We start from the raw sequence: 15,192 nt of genomic DNA, 5'->3' as shown, positions 1-15,192 counted from the left end.
TCTGAATGAAAGGGATAGTGGTGTAAAGAGGAACAAAAGGGATAATCATGCAAAGAGGCGTAAGAAGGGGCATCCCCCAGGCTCCTCCAAAGGCTCCTACAAATACAGCTCAACCAGCTAGTGGACGAGTTCAGCAGTTTTTCTTTTGCTCTAATGAAAAAAGTATAGTAAAATACAAAAATATAGTTAATAAACGAAGACGAAGCGGAGGAACGAAACATGGAAATCGGGATCAGCACGTTTGTGGAGACGACGCCGGATGTTGTCACGGGTGAAACGATCAGTCATGCGCAGCGGTTGCGCGAGGTGGTAGAGGAGATCGTCCTGGCCGACAAAGTCGGATTGGACGTGTTTGGCGTAGGGGAGCATCACCGCCAGGATTATGCGGCTTCCTCGCCTGCGATGGTGTTAGCTGCAGCTGCTCCGCAGACGACGCGTATCCGGCTGACCAGCGCCGTAACCGTGCTGTCTTCCGATGATCCGGTCCGCGTGTTCCAGGACTTCGCGACGCTGGATGGCCTCTCAAACGGGCGCGCGGAGATTATGGCTGGGCGGGGCTCTTTTATTGAGTCGTTCCCGCTGTTTGGATACGATTTGAACGATTACGAGGAATTGTTTGAAGAGAAGTTGGATCTGCTGCTCAAGCTGCGCGAGTCGGAAAAAGTAACCTGGCAAGGCAAGCACCGTCCAGCGATCAACAATCTAGGCGTCTATCCGCGTCCTGTACAAAACCCGCTCCCGGTCTGGATCGGCAGCGGCGGCAATACCGAATCCGTCATTCGAGCCGGTGTGCTTGGTTTGCCGCTGGTGCTGGCGATCATTGGCGGCCGGCCGACTCAATTTGCGCCGCTTGTTAAGATTTACAAGCGTGCTGCAGCCCAAGCCGGGCATGATGTCTCGAAGCTGACCGTGGCTTCCCATTCGCACGGCTTTGTCGCCGATCGGAATGATGTGGCCGTAGAGAAGTTCTTCCCTTCGACGCAGGCGGTGATGAACATCATCGGGCGCGAACGCGGCTGGGGCCATTACAGTCGAGCTACCTACGATTCGGCTCGCAGCCTGGAAGGTGCGCTGTACGTCGGCGATCCGGAGACCGTGGCAAATAAGATCATTTACTTGCGCAAAAATGTCGGCATCACCCGCTTCTTCCTGCATTGTCCGCTTGGCACCATGCCGCATGAGGATGTGATGCGGGCCATCGAGCTTCTCGGTACGGAGGTTGCGCCGCGCGTCCGCGAGGAAGTTGCGCGCTGGGAAGCCGAGGGCGGAGATCTTCAGTAAGATCTTTAGTAAAGGGGCTAGAGGATAACGGCTGCATTCCCCCCCTCGTACCTTCGCCCGAAACGTCCTCCCCAGCGGCTCCCCGAGCCCGAAGTAGTTCGAAGAATACAAATGAGTTCCCTCCCTGGTTTTCAGTGGCTTCTCGCTCATTGTATAATGGGAACATTACAATGAGGATCGAAATATGGATGACATCCTCAAAAAGGAGGAATCAATCGCCATGAGAGTTGCATCCATGCCTACACAAGCGGCGGTTATCGCCTCGCTCGTCAGCGACCCCAGCCGGTCGGCGATGCTGACGGCCATGCTGGACGGAAGATATCACGCGGCCGGTGAGCTGGCCCGGATGGCCGGGATTCAGGCGCAAACCGCCAGTTTTCATTTGGCCAAGCTGACGGAGGCCGGATTAGTTGCCGTCGAAAAACAAGGCCGTCACCGCTACTACGGGATTGCAAGCCCGGAAGTCGCCCGGGTGTTGGAATCGTTGTTGTCGATTGCACCGCCGGCCCCGGTCCAATCCTTGCGACAGGCGACGGAGGACCAGGCGCTGCGGTATGCCCGAACCTGCTATGATCATTTGGCAGGGAATCTCGGTGTTCGCCTGACGCAAAGCTTGGTGCGCGCTGGGATCCTTGCCGAAGGAGACGGCGTATTTGAAGTTACCGCAGAGGGCGAAGCCGTGCTGAACCGATTTGGAGTCGATATCGACCGAGCGAAGAGCAAGCGCCGTTCTTTTTCTCATAAATGCCTGGATTGGAGCGAACGCCAACATCACCTGGCCGGGGCGCTTGGCAACGTGATCTTGGAACGGCTGCTGGAGCTGGGGTGGGTGGAACGAAGTCCGCAGAGCCGGGCCGTTAAGCTGACCGCGAAAGGGCGGGCAGGGTTAAAAGAAACCTTTGCTCTAGATATGGACACAGAGGAAGGGATCGGCTAACGCATACAAGCCGGTACAGGCGGTACCGGCTTAGTCGTTCCAAAGGACCCTCGATGCTGGCTTATTTTATCCGCCTAACTAGGCTCCACGCATCAAAAAACGGGCTGCCCAGCCGTATTCGGCCGAGACAACCCGCTTCTGTTTAGATTTTGTCCTGCAAAAAAACCTTAATCTTCGCCAGCGTCTCGGCGGGATCGATGTTTTGCAGTAGATAGTCGGATTCCTTCTTGTAAATCACCTGCTCGGAGTAGTTCCTTAAATACTCTTCGACGACCTCGGGTGGCGCCCCTTCCCGTTCCTCGCGCAGTCGAATGTCCTCCTTCGTCACGTAGAGGAAAATCCGAATCGCCTGCGGGCCAAACCGTTTCCGCAGCGTCTGCATGCCTTCATGATTCACGACGACGACCGCCGCGCCATACTGCTCCAGCGCTTCGCTTAGATCGCGCTCCGCGATGCCGTAGCTGCCTCGCTCCAAGCGAACGCTTTGGCTGAACTCCTGTCGGCTGGCCATCGCCTGAAAGTCCGCTTCCGCAATAAAACGGTAGTGCTCGCCGTCCCGTTCCCCCGTACGTATAGCACGGGTTGTATAAGGCAGCACATAAGGAAGGCCCAGGTCAGTGCTCAGCTGCTTGGCGATGCTCTTGCGGCCGGAGCCGCTTGTCCCGGTAATAATGATGACCTTGGGCTGCGGGGGGAGATCATCCGTCAGGGGCGCGTCAGCTTGGGTTGCCGCGGCGGCTTCGCTGCGGGCAGGATCAGAGGTTGCTTTCGAGCCTTTCAGCCATTTCCACATCGCGTCTCCATGCGCCTTATCCGGCTTAATTAGTTTGTACGTCGCCGGCAAAACCGCACGGATTCACCTCCTTTGCCAACTCTTTAATTATTATGTCGGCAAACCCGGAGGAAAACTGAATGTACTCGATCTAGAACCAGCAGACGTCTAGAGCACCCGCCGCGCGGTCACAAACCGCTTTTTCCACTGGCCGTCAAACGCTTCGATATGGACGCCTTTCTCTTTGGAGTAGGTGGGCAAAATTTGATTATCCCCGATGTAAATGCCAACATGGCCGATGTCCAGCCCGCGTGCGCTGAAGAACAGCAGATCCCCTTTGCGCAGTTCGTCTAGACTAACCTCCTTGCCCTCTTTGGCTTGGCGGATACATAACCGGAGCGCCCGTCGGGGGTACGCACCTCCAGCCAGAGCGCGCTGGCCTCACGAACGACATGCAGCTTGCTGCCGGCAGGAAGCAGTTCCTCGCTGACCGTAGCGCTGCTCACATCCTGTATAGCATGGTTTCGTCATCATAAATCACCTATTTTCTGGATGGATTTATATAGTTGGACGAAACCCAAGCGGATTTGTTTTGTGGAAAATGTTACCTATCCCTGCAGGTCCAATGGTGTCAGGCGTTCTAGTCCATTCATATATTTACGAAGCGCCAGCGGAATCCGGATGCTGCCGTCTTCTTCCTGATGATTTTCCAGCAGCGGGATCAAGATTCGCGGCGAGGCCACCATGGTATTGTTTAATGTGTAGCAATATTGCAGCTTACCGTTGCGGTCCTTGAAGCGGATGTTCGAACGCCGTGCCTGAAAATCCAATAGCTGCGATGACGAATGGGTCTCCCCGTAAGCGCCGCGGCTAGGCATCCACGTTTCGATGTCGTATTGTTTATACGTTTTTTGCGACATGTCGCCGGTACATACCGCCATCACCCGGTAAGGCAGCTCCAGCAGCTGAAGCATCTCTTCGGCGTTTTGGGTGATTTCCTGAAACAGCTGCTCCGACAGATCCAGATTGTTTTCACAGAGCACCACTTGCTCGACCTTCGAGAACTGATGCACGCGGTATAAGCCATGCACATCTCGGCCTGCCGAGCCGACTTCGCTGCGGAAGCATAACGAGGCCGCTGCAAGCTTGATCGGCTGGGTGAGTTCAACGATTTCGCGGTCGTAATACGACACGAGCGGAACCTCGGCGGTGCCGACCAGCCAGCGGTCGTCCTCCGCCATCCGATACGTCTGATCCGCACCCAGCGGGAAGAACCCGGTGTTCACGAGCGCCTCCGAGCGCACCATTAACGGGACCTCCAGCAGGGTGAAGCCTTTGGCTCCGAGGAGATCCATCGCGAGCTGCTGCACCGCCCGGTGGAGCAGGACTCCTGCGCCGCTCAGGTAGTAGTTGCGTGCGCCAGCCGTTTTGACTCCGCGCGGGATGTCGATCATCCGGTGGAGCTCGCCTAAAGCGACGTGGTCACGCGGTGTAAATTCAAATGTTGGAGGTGCGCCGACCCGCTTCACCTCAACATTGTCGAGATCCGACCGGCCCTTGGGCGTATCGGGAGAGACCCGGTTAGGGACGAGCAGCATCAGTCGTCGATACTCGTGTTCGGCTTCCTCCAGCTCTTTCTCCAATCCGTTCAGCCGCCGGTTCAGCTGCTTGACTTCGTCTTTTAATGCGGCGGCGGCCTCCGGCTCTTGCTCCCGAATTAGTGCCTCTATTTGCGGCGTCAGCCGGTTGCGCTCCTGGCGCAGCCGCTCCGTCTCCTGCAGCAACGCCCGGCGTTGGTCGTCCCAGCGCAAGAGCTCGGGAACCGACAACTCGATGCCCTTTTCCTCCGCCACCGTTTGAACCTGTTCTTGATGCTCACGAATCCATTTGATGTCTAACATAGGTGATCCGCTCCTTTTTTCGATATGAATACAAAAAAGCGCCCTTCGTCCGATTGGGACGAGGAGCGCTTATCGACTCGCGGTGCCACCCAAATTGATCAAACCGGCAGGTCCGGTTCAATCCCCTTTAGTTCCGCGGTAACGGGCGGACCCGGTTAGCTTAGGGGGAAGGGCTTACGCATTTAACGCGATGTTCCCCTTGACGAAAACGCCTCCGAGTTGGATGCTCTTCATAGGCATGATTCCGAGATTTGATTTGTTTAGCAGTATAACGTAAGCGACCATCGGTTATCAAGAGGGAGAGGAAGATCCAATGAAAAAATTATTGCTTACCGGCTTCGAACCCTTTGGCGGCGAACCCGTCAATCCGGCGGTTGAAGCGGTGCGCCGGCTGCAGGGCCGTGTGATCGGCTCCTTTGAGATTGTAGGTCTGGAGCTGCCCACAGTGTTCGGACAATCCACCGAGCGACTGCTGACCGCCATCCAGCAATACGAACCCGAGGTGGTAATCGCGTTGGGACAGGCCGGCGGCCGAGAGGGGATTTCGTTCGAACGGATCGCCGTCAACTTAAACGACGCCAACATCGCCGACAATGCCGGATACCAGCCGGTTGACGAGCCGGTCGTGCCAGTGGGCCCGGCGGCTTATTGGACCACGCTGCCGGTCAAGCGCATGGTCGACCGTCTACGGGGCGAGGGGATTCCCGCGTCGCTTTCGCTTTCGGCCGGTACCTTCGTGTGCAACCACCTTTTTTACGGGCTGATGCACCACCTCGCCGTCAGCGGGAAGTCAATCCGCGGCGGGTTCATCCATGTCCCTTACCTGCCGGAGCAAGCGGAACGGCATCCCGGCGCCCCCAGCATGTCGCTGGAACAGCTGGTTATCGGCTTGGAACGGGCGATCGAAGTGTTGGGGGAGTAACGTTTAGATCACCCTCTGCGTTTACGGCCGTGTTTCTTATGGCGTCCGCGACCGTACTTGTTCGCAGCCACGCTGCCGCTGCCGCCGCCGACGGCGTGCTGCTGGCGCGTCCCGGGGCTGCTGATGGCGGAGTTGGTGCCGCCCGTGCTATATCGTCCGCCGCCGCTGGCCACCTGCGTGGCGGCGGCGCTTTGCTGGCCGCGGGGCAGCTTGACAACTTGGTCGTTCACCACGATCACGACCTCCTTGCCGCGGTGGATCAAGCCTCGCCCATCGCGTTGGCTTCTGTGGTACCACCCAGGCGGGTTGGCGCAGCCCCCATCATGCGGGAGAACGCATCCCGGAAGCCGCTGCTCGATTCATATCCCGTGGAGAGCTGAGCATCGATGACCGGCCGGCCAGCGCGAATGTTCCCCAGGGCTAGTCCCATGCGCCGGGCACGGGCGTATTCCACGAAGGTCATGCCGAAGCGCTTCTTGAATTGGCGGCGCGCTGTGGACGCATCGACGGAGAGCTGCCGAAAATCCTCGTCCCTCCAGCGCTTCTCCGGATTCGCTTCTACAGCTTCCACCAGCATGCGGAGCCAATCAGACACGTGGTTTGGATGGGACAACGGGCGGCAGAAGACGCCGGTCGTTTTAACGCCGACGTAAAAGACTCCTTCATACTCCGAGTTTTTCTCCAGCAACGCTTGATAATATTCTTCTTTTCGCTCAGCGGGAATCATGCGGGACGAAAGCCTCCTTGACGTGTTGATTGATGCCCCCATTATAGCGCTTGCGACGAGACGATGTCGCCGAAAATCAGGCATTGATTTTTCGGACAACACTTCCATTTGTAGGCGCGGAAAATTTGTTATATGATATCATGGTAAATTGGGTGAACGCGCTAGAATTTCAGGGTAATCCGCAAGTCTAACGCTTGCCGCAGCGCTTAAGTCGGCTCAAATCGCTGAGATACCATTTTAACGCTGCTCACCGCGCTTAAATCCGATTTTTCGAGCCGGAATCAAGCGGTTTGATGAAAATAGCGATCCACAGCATCGTTAGAAATTGAACAACGCGAAAATCCGTCCAATAGCGTTTCTCATCCGCGTTAGGGCATGGGAAGCAGCACCCATGGGGGCATCTCATGGAGAAGCAGCGATGAGGACAGTCCCGGATTTAGCTCGAAAACGATAAATTATTTTTTAGTGGAGGAAACGATGTATCCAAAAGATTTGAACTATAAAATGCCGGCCGAATGGGCGCCGCATGAACGTACTTTCATCTCCTGGCCGGTGCAGGCGTCGATGGTCTATCCGGATCGGTATGCCGAGGTATGCGACGGATATGCCGAATTTATTACGGCGATTGCTGAGTTTGAACCGATCACCGTGGTTGTGAATCCGAACGATTTACCTCAGGTGAAGGCTCGCTTTGCGCAGGATCCGAACACGGAACGGATCTCTTTTATGCCGATCGAGCATAACGACGCCTGGCTGCGTGACAACGGCCCGACGTTCCTCGTGAATCCGGAAGGCGAGCTGGCCGGGGTCAACTGGCGCTTTAACGCTTGGGGCGGCAAATATTCGCCATGGGATCTGGACGATGCGGTAGCGCCGCAAATTCTGGAAGCCCTGAACGTCAAGCGGTTTGATGCCCCGCTGGTGCTGGAGGGCGGATCCATCCATACGGACGGGGAAGGTACGCTGCTGACGACCGAGGAGTGCTTGTTAAACGAGAACCGGAATCCGCAGCTGAGCCGGGAAGAAATTGAGGCCGCTGTGAAAAACTATGTTAACGTCGACCAAATCATCTGGTTGAAACGCGGTCTAGACGGGGATGAAACGGACGGTCACATTGACAACGTGGCCTGCTTCGCCGCACCGGGTAAGGTCATTTTGCAGGTATGCGATGATCCAAGCGACGAGAACTATGCCATCACCCAGGAAAATATCGCCATCCTCAGCGCAGCAACGGACGCCCAAGGCCGCAAGCTGGAGATCATCCCGATCCCGCAGCCGCCGAAGGCTTTTTATGAGGATAGCCGGCTGACGCTGAGCTATTTGAATTTCTATTTCGTCAATGGCGGCATCATCTTGCCGATCTTTGGCGGCGCAGCGGAGGCAACCGACCGCAAGGCCATTCAGGTGCTGAGCGACACCTTCCCGGATCGCAAGATCCGCACCGTCGACGGGATGGCGATCATCCGTGAAGGCGGCAACGTCCACTGCACAACGCAGCAAATGGCGGCAAGACGCGCATAAACGAGAATGAAGGAGGTTCGACCAACGACATGAGAAACGTAAAAGTTGCGGCTACGCAAATGAGCTGTTCATCCAATAAAGAAGAAAATATCGCAAAGGCGGATCGACTGGTCCGGGAAGCGGCCCGGCAGGGGGCGCAAATTATTTTGTTGCAGGAGCTGTTTGAAACGCCGTATTTTTGCCAAAAAGAAAAGTCTGACTACTACGTCTACGCAACTGAACTGGAGGAGAATGCCGCGATTCAGCACTTCCGCAAGGTCGCCAAGGAGCTGGAAGTGGTTCTGCCGATCAGCTTCTATGAGAAAAAAAACAACGCACGCTACAACTCGCTGGCGGTGATTGACGCGGACGGCGAAGTGCTTGGCCTTTACCGCAAAAGCCATATCCCGGACGGCCCGGGGTATGAGGAGAAATTTTATTTTAATCCGGGAGACACCGGGTTTAAAGTGTGGAAGACGCGTTATGCCAAAATCGGCGTTGGCGTCTGCTGGGATCAGTGGTATCCGGAAGCGGCCCGCTGCATGGCGCTGATGGGCGCCGAGCTGCTGTTCTATCCGACGGCGATTGGTTCGGAGCCGCAGGACAGCTCGATCGACTCCAAGGATCACTGGCAGATGTGCATGCTTGGACATGCCGCTTCCAACCTGGTGCCGGTGATCGCCTCGAACCGCGTTGGCGTTGAGTCCGACGAGGATTCGAGCATCACGTTCTATGGCTCGTCCTTTATCGCCGGGCCGCAGGGCAACAAAGTTGCAGAAGCTAACCGTACAGAGGAGACGGTGCTGGTAGCGGAATTTGACCTCGATCAGCTGGAGATCCAGCGTATTGAGTGGGGGATTTTCCGCGACCGCCGGCCGGACCTCTACAAAATCATTACCTCTTACGACGGCGAGCTTCGCATCGACTAAACCACATAAGCAACGCTAGATGAGATAGCCCCCAATTGCATCGTACTTTGTGATTGGGGGCTTTGTGCTGATGCGGCGGGCCCGGCGAGTCAAGTCGAGCCGGGTTTGATAGCGGGGTTGGCGTCCACGATGGCCTGCGCAACGGTCATGAGGCGGGGCAAATAGCGGAGCACCTCGTCCGCTCGTTGAAACAACGCCTCCGTTGTTCCGACGCCCAGGTCGGTCAGCAAGGCAAGGAAATCCTGGGCAAGCTGCTCCCCGATCTCCGGGGCATCTGCTGCCAGAATCTTATGGCAACGCGCAAACGTGGCGGTGATCCAGAACACCGCCTCTTGATGGCGACCGCGCTCAATCAGCTCGCGGCTGCCGTCAATGGCGACCGAACGCGCGCCGGGTGTGATGTCGCTTAAGAAGGGGAACGGCGTGGCAACCCGCGCTGCCGCCGTGTCATACGTACGCTCCAGCGCCTTCAAATGCTCCTCCGTCCTTTGGGCGGTGAGCTGTGAGCAACCCAGGAGCGGCAGCAGTTCGGCATAGGTCTCGCTATGCCCATACGCCTCGAGCACCTCGCGGGCCGCTAGGTAACGAAGCCGTATGGTGGGGTTGCGAAGGGCCGCGGTCAGCAGCACATGGGTTGTCACCCCGGTTGGGAACAACCATCCTAAGACTTGGTCCTGCCGCGGCGCCTCGGGATCGATGCTGCGGAGCCCGCGTTCGATCCGATCGTGCGCATGCTTGCAGCGCCGCAGGACCCAAGGCTTCTCGGCGAAGCGGGGGGCCACTTCCGCTTGCAGCCGGCGTAGCCGCCCCGTAGGGTCGGCGATGATCGTATCCGTCCGGAAGCTCCCGGCCAGATGATAATCTGATAGTACCGCTTCCGCCGATGCCAGCTGGCTCCAGGACAGGTAGGTTGCTTCAAGTAATGCTTGCTCGTAACGGAATTTTCCCAGTTTCGGCGGAGGCTCTGTCGGCTGAGTTACAACGATCAGATCGATGTCGGAGCTTTCCGGCAGATCTGCTTCTCCCGGTAATCCCACCGTGGAGCCGCTGAAGTAAGCACCTAGGAAACCGGCTTCCCGGCTGGCATGTTGGTCGACCCATCGGGCGGCAGCCTTTCGAGCTTCCTCGACTTTCATCCATACCTCCTCAAATTTGCAGGCATGCTTCGATGAACATCGAGGCATCCTCGTGATACAATCAAGATCATTAGAGATCCGGGTTACGTTATTAGATATGCCCGAGAGATCCTAGAAAGAAGGGATAAGAGTGGGACGTACGCTGTATTTTGCCTTAATTATGCTTAGTTTAATTTGGGGCGGTTCGTTTTTCTTCATCAAAATCCTGCTGCCCGACTTCGGCCCCTGGACCGTAGCGTTCCTGCGATCTGCCTTCGGGCTGGCAACGATTACGGGCGTCATGCTCGTCTTGCGCAAGCCGTTTGGGTTCCGCTCGATTCCTTGGCTGGCGATGGTCATCATGGCGCTGATCAACACGGCGATTCCGTGGGCGTTGATCGGCTTCAGCGAGACGCGGCTGACGAGCAGCCTGGCGTCGGTGCTCAACGCCACGACTCCGCTGTGGACTCTGGTGGTAGGCGTCATCTTCTTTCGCGTTGCCACGAGCCGGATGCAGTGGGCCGGGATGGGAATCGCTTTCCTCGGCTTGCTCGTACTTGTAGGCGTCAGCCCAACTTCGCTTGCCTCGGTAGACATGCTTGGGTTCGCCTGCATGCTGGCGGCAACGTTGTGTTATGCCGTCGGCACGCACCTGTCCAAGCGCCTGTCCGGCGGGTTGTCGATGTATCAGGTGACCTTCGGCACCTTGATCAGCGCGATGGGCGGCAGCGGTCTTATGGCGCTGATCGCCGAGCGGGACTCGCTGGCCCCGCTGGCTAAGCTCCCTACGCTTGGCGCGGTGATCGGGCTGGGCGTGTTTGGCTCGGGGGTGGCGTATATTTTGTTCTACTTTATGGTCCAAAAAGGAACCCCGCAATTCGCCACCACCGTCACGTATCTCGTTCCGGCGAGCGCGATTATTTGGGGGTTCACGCTGCTGAACGAGCCGGTGAGCTGGCGCTTGCTGGTCGGGCTGGTGTTCATCCTCGGCGGGGTGTACTTGGCGAACCGAAGCGGCTCGGGCAGTGCCGGGCAGGAGGCCAAACGCCAGGAGCTGCCGGTGGTCTCCGACCCGGATGCAGCAAGCATCCCTGATGTACCGCGATCTTTATGAAGGAGGAGAAGCGATGCTGCATGTGGTGAACGGTCTTGGCTGCGTTGAGCAAACGGTGTTGGAACTGGTCGCGCAAGGAGCCGAATACCCCAAGGACCTGTTCCGCCAAGTTGAACATCTTCTGAATCGCCTTGGCTTAGGGGATGTGAAGTTCCGCTATCGTTTGGCGGGGTTCATCTGCAAGGATTCCCTTGCCCTTGGCGCTGGGATCCGGCAAGCGAAACCATTCGTCGAGGTTGATCCGCGGTTCTCCGCGCCGATGGGACCACTCATTGGTTCGGGGATCGTAGCTGTAATCTCTAGCCCAATCTTGGCCTCGGGCGGCCACCTGACGGAGCGCGTATCCGATAAAGGCGACCTCGTCGGCCGTCATGATCGGATGCAGGGAGATCCGGATCCAGCCAGGTTTTGCGGTGAAATCGCCGCTAGCGATTCGGCGGGCGATCCGTTGCGAGGTAGCCTGATCGATGCCCAGCAGATAATGGCCATACGTTCCCGCGCAGGAGCAGCCGCCGCGGGCCTGGATGCCAAAGTGGTCGTTCAGCAGCTTGACGGCCAGGTTATAGTGAACCTGATCCAGGGTGAACGAGACGATCCCCAGACGCTCGCGGCTAGGCCCGCCCAGGATGGTCAGCCCTGGGACGGTTTCCAGCTCCGACAGCAACCGGTCGGTTAGCTCCCGTTCCCGGCGGAGCAGGCGGCCTGCGCCCATCTTCTCTTTGAGCCGCAGGCATAGCGCCGTGCGTGCCGCCTGCATCACCCCCGGCGTCCCGCCATCCTCCCGTGATTCGGCGTCGGATAGATACTGGACTAAGCCCCACGGGCTGGTCCAGGACACCGTGCCGCCGCCCGGGCGGTCCGGCGACGCCCCCGCGCTGAGCCCCGCATTCATCACCAGCACCCCGCTCGTGCCGGGGCCGCCCAGAAACTTATGCGGGGAGAAGAGGATGGCGTCAAGCCGCTCCTCCGGCGCTCCCGGCGGATGCATATTGATCGGGACGTAAGGGGCGCTGGCGGAGTAATCCGCCACGCAGATGCCGCCGTGCCGATGCATCACCCGCGCGAGCTCATGAATTGGCGTCACGAAGCCGGTCACATTGGAGCAGGCGGTAAACGCGCCGATTTTGACGCGGCGCTCCCGGTAGCGGCGGAGCAGGAAGTCCAGCCAAGCCGGATCCACGCGGCCGTCGGCCCCCGGCGGGAGGCAGACGACCTCGCCGATCGTTTCCGCCCAGGAGATGTGGTTGGAGTGATGCTCCATATGCGTGATGAAAACAACCGGCCGCTCCCGTTCGGCCATTCCGCTCCGGTAAGCTGCCCGCCAAGCGGCGGGGACCTTTAATCCAAGCAGGCGCTGCAGCTTGTTCACCGCCCCCGTCATCCCCGTTCCCTCGAATAACAGGATGTCGTTGGGGCCGGCGTGGACATGGTGCTTGATGATCCGCTTCGCCTCCTCATAAGCGGCGGTCATGGCCGTGCCGGTCAAGCTGGCGGCGGTGTGGGGATTGCCCGCCAGCGGGCCGATCTCCTGGGCTAGCTTCTGTTCAATCGGCCGATATAGGCGGCCGCTGGCGGCCCAATCGGCATAGAGCAACGTTTGCGTCCCGTACGGCGTAACAAAAGGATGGCGGTAGCCGATCGTATTTTTCCGGTAAACCTCAAATTCCAATTCCTCTATCTCCAGCAAACCAAGTCTCCCCCTGTTAGGTTACTGTAATAACGCTTTAGGTTATGTGCATTCGCCTAGGGGGGTTAGGGCTGCGGGGGAAAGTTCAGAAAACCTCCACAAAGCGGACAGCGGCGCGCCTTACGTAGGCTTCGTCTTCAGATAAACAGCTGAATATCCGATTCCAAGGCATCGCGCAGGTACGTTTGGGCATCGATGATCTCCACCTCCGGGAGGAATTCCTCCGGCTTAAAGCCCATAATCTCCACCGACAGCTTGCAGCCGTAGAACTTGATGTTTTTCTTGCGGGCTCCTTTGAGAAAGTGGATCAGACGGGGGGCCTCCTGGTCCTCGATCATCTCATCCAACATCCATTTGCCCAGCCCGCTGTAATTCATTTTGGAGAGCGGCAGCTCGTCCGGCCCTTTGGGGGTCATCCAAGTCATCAGCTTCTCATACAGCGTTTTGTCCTCCAGCGTCATCTTCTCCGGATCGCGCACGAGAAACAGGCCCCAGAAGGCAAAAAACATCGTCACCTCCACACCGATATCCCGCGCGCTGTTCGCCAGAATCAGCCCGGCCATTGCTTTGTCGTAATCCCCGCTGAACATCAGCAGATTCATTCTTTTTTGCGCCATTACGGTCCAGCCTCCATCGTTGATGATTTGGATAAAGCTGGTATTAGTATGGTTCCGGGAAGGCAGCCTATCCTCGGTTCACAAATCGCTCAAAAATGGCGGTTGTCCATGCGCGTTCATCCGCGGGCTGACCGAGGGTCCTTGATTTCATGGGTGCCTTTAGGGTACCCTTTCTTTATGATTTAAGAACGTCCTTCTGCAACAAAACAGGCGGGATGTCGTCTTACATTTTGAGGTGATGCGGATTGAGGAAATACGCGTTAGGTTTGACCGTGATGCTATTGGCGCTCCTGCTTGTCGGATGCGGCACCTTCGATCCGGTGAACAAAGCGATCAATAAGCTGAGACCGGCCGTACCCGAAGATCCAGCGCAGGATGCGGAAGGTCCTTTTACCGTAGAGTTGTCTGTTCCGAAGCGTGCTGGGATAGACGAGACCTTTACGTTAATCGCCAGCCTGCATAATTTGTCCAAAACCGAATATGAGCTGATGAGTCGCCCTCGGGTGTTCCATTACCTGATCGTGGACAGCTTGGGCAACCGGGTGAACACGATCACCCAGGTGGACAGTGCGGTGGTTCGCAGCATGGGGGGAGAAACGGATATTAACGAGTTTTTCGAGACCCGGATCGATCGGATCGGAACGTATGAAATATATGCGGTCGCCGAATTTTCGATCAAAGAGAATGGAAAATACAAGAGTCTCACCTATGAGACCGAGCATCATTACATCGAAATCGGTCCCTACAGCTGACAAAGAGCAGACCCGAAGGATCCAGCGGATCCACGGTATCTGCTCTTTTTTGGTAGGCTTAGAAATCAAAGTTGTCGGGGTCCGGACCCACGCGAAGGTTCTCGTTAAGCGCGCTGATCCGTGCCATATCCTCTTCCGTCAACGCGAAATTAAACACGTCTGCGTTCTCGGCAATCCGATCCGGCTTGGTCGATTTCGGAATCGTTACCACGCCGTTCTGTAAATCCCAGCGAAGGATGATTTGGGCGACCGATTTTCCATATTTACGGGCAAGCTCTTGTAACACAGGATGATCCAGCAGTTGCCCTTGCATGAGCGGGGACCATGCCTCCATTTGAATGCCGTGTTCGCGGCAGAAGGCTTGCACTTCCTGCTGCGTCAGACGAGGATGGTATTCGACCTGATTGACCATCGGCACGATTTCCGCGTCTTCCATCAAGTCCTTCAGATGGTGAACTTGGAAGTTGCTGACGCCGATCGCCTTGACCTTTCCGGCTTGGTAGAGCGTTTCTAACGCACGCCAAGCTTCTTTATATTTACCGGCGACGGGCCAGTGAATCAGATACAGGTCCAGATAGTCTAGTCCCAGCTTCTGCAGGCTGGTTTCATAAGCAGCGAGCGTCTCTTCGTATCCGAGGTCGGCGTTCCATACCTTCGAAGTGACAAACAGCGCTTCACGCGGGATACCGGCTTCCTGCAAGCCTTCGCGGATGCCTTGTCCGACGCCTTTTTCATTCGCGTAGATTGCTGCGGTATCGATGCTGCGGTAGCCGTGGGTAATTGCGAACTTCACCGCGTCTACCAGCTCCTGTCCTTCCTCGACCTTGAATACGCCAAGGCCAAACCAAGGCATCTTCACTCCGTTGTGCAGGGTGGTGGTATCTTGCAAATGGGTAATCATATCAAAATAGCCTCCTATGAACTTTGAAGTTGAGTTT

General features: G+C 57.1%; 16 protein-coding genes and 1 pseudogene. 7 read left to right on the top strand and 10 right to left on the bottom strand.

Annotation, left to right across the window (positions count from 1 at the left end):
• The first annotated feature begins 219 nt into the window (after nt 1-219).
• Together U9M73_RS16790 and U9M73_RS16785 are read left to right on the top strand one after the other, a co-directional pair.
• Nucleotides 220-1,281, top strand: coding sequence for an LLM class flavin-dependent oxidoreductase (locus U9M73_RS16790; protein ID WP_009223511.1), 1,062 nt, complete (start codon nt 220-222; stop codon nt 1,279-1,281).
• 220 nt (nt 1,282-1,501) lie between these two features.
• On the top strand, nt 1,502-2,218 hold the full coding sequence (locus U9M73_RS16785) for an ArsR/SmtB family transcription factor (RefSeq protein WP_323078151.1): 717 nt from the start codon (nt 1,502-1,504) through the stop codon (nt 2,216-2,218).
• A 142-nt stretch (nt 2,219-2,360) separates the two neighbouring features.
• Here U9M73_RS16785 and U9M73_RS16780 read toward each other — a convergent pair whose 3' ends face one another.
• From U9M73_RS16780 to serS, 4 genes are all read right to left on the bottom strand, one after another.
• Nucleotides 2,361-3,062: a guanylate kinase gene (locus tag U9M73_RS16780; RefSeq protein ID WP_260070147.1), complete on the bottom strand. Its 702-nt coding sequence runs from the start codon at nt 3,060-3,062 to the stop codon at nt 2,361-2,363.
• Nucleotides 3,063-3,158: 96 nt separating this feature from the next.
• On the bottom strand, nt 3,159-3,317 hold the full coding sequence (locus tag U9M73_RS16775; protein WP_232282232.1) for an NlpC/P60 family protein: 159 nt from the start codon (nt 3,315-3,317) through the stop codon (nt 3,159-3,161).
• Nucleotides 3,318-3,340: 23 nt separating this feature from the next.
• Entirely contained in the window at nt 3,341-3,496 is a 156-nt protein-coding gene (locus U9M73_RS16770; RefSeq protein WP_260070148.1) for an SH3 domain-containing protein, read from the bottom strand.
• Nucleotides 3,497-3,598: 102 nt separating this feature from the next.
• A complete protein-coding gene (gene serS, locus U9M73_RS16765) occupies nt 3,599-4,891 on the bottom strand; it encodes a serine--tRNA ligase (RefSeq protein WP_323078148.1) in 1,293 nt (430 codons plus the stop codon).
• Nucleotides 4,892-5,204: 313 nt separating this feature from the next.
• On the opposite strand from serS, the gene pcp reads away from it, so the two are divergent.
• A complete protein-coding gene (pcp, locus tag U9M73_RS16760; protein WP_009223515.1) occupies nt 5,205-5,813 on the top strand; it encodes a pyroglutamyl-peptidase I in 609 nt (202 codons plus the stop codon).
• An 8-nt stretch (nt 5,814-5,821) separates the two neighbouring features.
• Here the strand turns inward: pcp and U9M73_RS16755 are convergent, their stop codons facing one another.
• On the bottom strand, nt 5,822-6,046 hold the full coding sequence (locus U9M73_RS16755) for a hypothetical protein (protein WP_232282221.1): 225 nt from the start codon (nt 6,044-6,046) through the stop codon (nt 5,822-5,824).
• A gap of 62 nt (nt 6,047-6,108) precedes the next feature.
• Nucleotides 6,109-6,540, bottom strand: a pseudogene (locus U9M73_RS16750) (helix-turn-helix domain-containing protein); the annotation flags it as partial.
• Nucleotides 6,541-7,017: 477 nt separating this feature from the next.
• Between U9M73_RS16750 and U9M73_RS16745 the strand changes: the two are divergent.
• Nucleotides 7,018-8,061 (top strand): agmatine deiminase family protein, encoded by a 1,044-nt coding sequence (locus tag U9M73_RS16745; protein WP_036644135.1) that lies wholly within the window; start codon nt 7,018-7,020, stop codon nt 8,059-8,061.
• 29 nt (nt 8,062-8,090) lie between these two features.
• Nucleotides 8,091-8,969 (top strand): N-carbamoylputrescine amidase, encoded by an 879-nt coding sequence (gene aguB / locus U9M73_RS16740; protein WP_009223518.1) that lies wholly within the window; start codon nt 8,091-8,093, stop codon nt 8,967-8,969.
• A gap of 89 nt (nt 8,970-9,058) precedes the next feature.
• Here the strand turns inward: aguB and U9M73_RS16735 are convergent, their stop codons facing one another.
• Nucleotides 9,059-10,105: a hypothetical protein gene (locus tag U9M73_RS16735; protein ID WP_323078145.1), complete on the bottom strand. Its 1,047-nt coding sequence runs from the start codon at nt 10,103-10,105 to the stop codon at nt 9,059-9,061.
• 130 nt (nt 10,106-10,235) lie between these two features.
• On the opposite strand from U9M73_RS16735, the gene U9M73_RS16730 reads away from it, so the two are divergent.
• Nucleotides 10,236-11,198 carry a DMT family transporter gene (locus U9M73_RS16730; RefSeq protein WP_260070153.1) on the top strand — a complete coding sequence of 321 codons (963 nt, stop codon included), beginning with the start codon at nt 10,236-10,238 and terminating at the stop codon, nt 11,196-11,198.
• Nucleotides 11,199-11,334: 136 nt separating this feature from the next.
• Here U9M73_RS16730 and U9M73_RS16725 read toward each other — a convergent pair whose 3' ends face one another.
• Nucleotides 11,335-12,885, bottom strand: a complete 1,551-nt coding sequence (locus tag U9M73_RS16725) for an aminotransferase class V-fold PLP-dependent enzyme (protein ID WP_323078144.1) — start codon at nt 12,883-12,885, stop codon at nt 11,335-11,337.
• A 137-nt stretch (nt 12,886-13,022) separates the two neighbouring features.
• A complete protein-coding gene (locus U9M73_RS16720) occupies nt 13,023-13,502 on the bottom strand; it encodes a DsrE/DsrF/DrsH-like family protein (RefSeq protein WP_036644137.1) in 480 nt (159 codons plus the stop codon).
• Nucleotides 13,503-13,747: 245 nt separating this feature from the next.
• On the opposite strand from U9M73_RS16720, the gene U9M73_RS16715 reads away from it, so the two are divergent.
• Nucleotides 13,748-14,254 (top strand): hypothetical protein, encoded by a 507-nt coding sequence (locus tag U9M73_RS16715; protein WP_009223523.1) that lies wholly within the window; start codon nt 13,748-13,750, stop codon nt 14,252-14,254.
• Between the two features lie 58 nt (nt 14,255-14,312).
• Here U9M73_RS16715 and U9M73_RS16710 read toward each other — a convergent pair whose 3' ends face one another.
• Nucleotides 14,313-15,155 (bottom strand): aldo/keto reductase, encoded by an 843-nt coding sequence (locus U9M73_RS16710; protein ID WP_260070155.1) that lies wholly within the window; start codon nt 15,153-15,155, stop codon nt 14,313-14,315.
• Between the last annotated feature and the right edge of the window lie 37 nt (nt 15,156-15,192).

The organism is Paenibacillus phoenicis (genome assembly GCF_034718895.1).
Classification (GTDB): domain Bacteria; phylum Bacillota; class Bacilli; order Paenibacillales; family Paenibacillaceae; genus Fontibacillus; species Fontibacillus phoenicis.
The sequence above is the reverse complement of the archived record's forward strand: the minus strand, read 5'-3'. Positions and strand labels throughout refer to the sequence as shown.

Excerpts from the sequence above, each read along its gene's own strand:
- aguB (WP_009223518.1), top strand. The coding sequence starts at position 8,091 with ATGAGAAACGTAAAAGTTGCGGCTACGCAAATGAGCTGTTCATCCAAT.
- serS (WP_323078148.1), bottom strand. The coding sequence starts at position 4,891 with ATGTTAGACATCAAATGGATTCGTGAGCATCAAGAACAGGTTCAAACG.
- U9M73_RS16735 (WP_323078145.1), bottom strand. The coding sequence starts at position 10,105 with ATGAAAGTCGAGGAAGCTCGAAAGGCTGCCGCCCGATGGGTCGACCAA.
- U9M73_RS16790 (WP_009223511.1), top strand. The coding sequence starts at position 220 with ATGGAAATCGGGATCAGCACGTTTGTGGAGACGACGCCGGATGTTGTC.
- U9M73_RS16785 (WP_323078151.1), top strand. The coding sequence starts at position 1,502 with ATGAGAGTTGCATCCATGCCTACACAAGCGGCGGTTATCGCCTCGCTC.
- U9M73_RS16720 (WP_036644137.1), bottom strand. The coding sequence starts at position 13,502 with ATGGCGCAAAAAAGAATGAATCTGCTGATGTTCAGCGGGGATTACGAC.
- U9M73_RS16710 (WP_260070155.1), bottom strand. The coding sequence starts at position 15,155 with ATGATTACCCATTTGCAAGATACCACCACCCTGCACAACGGAGTGAAG.
- pcp (WP_009223515.1), top strand. The coding sequence starts at position 5,205 with ATGAAAAAATTATTGCTTACCGGCTTCGAACCCTTTGGCGGCGAACCC.
- U9M73_RS16745 (WP_036644135.1), top strand. The coding sequence starts at position 7,018 with ATGTATCCAAAAGATTTGAACTATAAAATGCCGGCCGAATGGGCGCCG.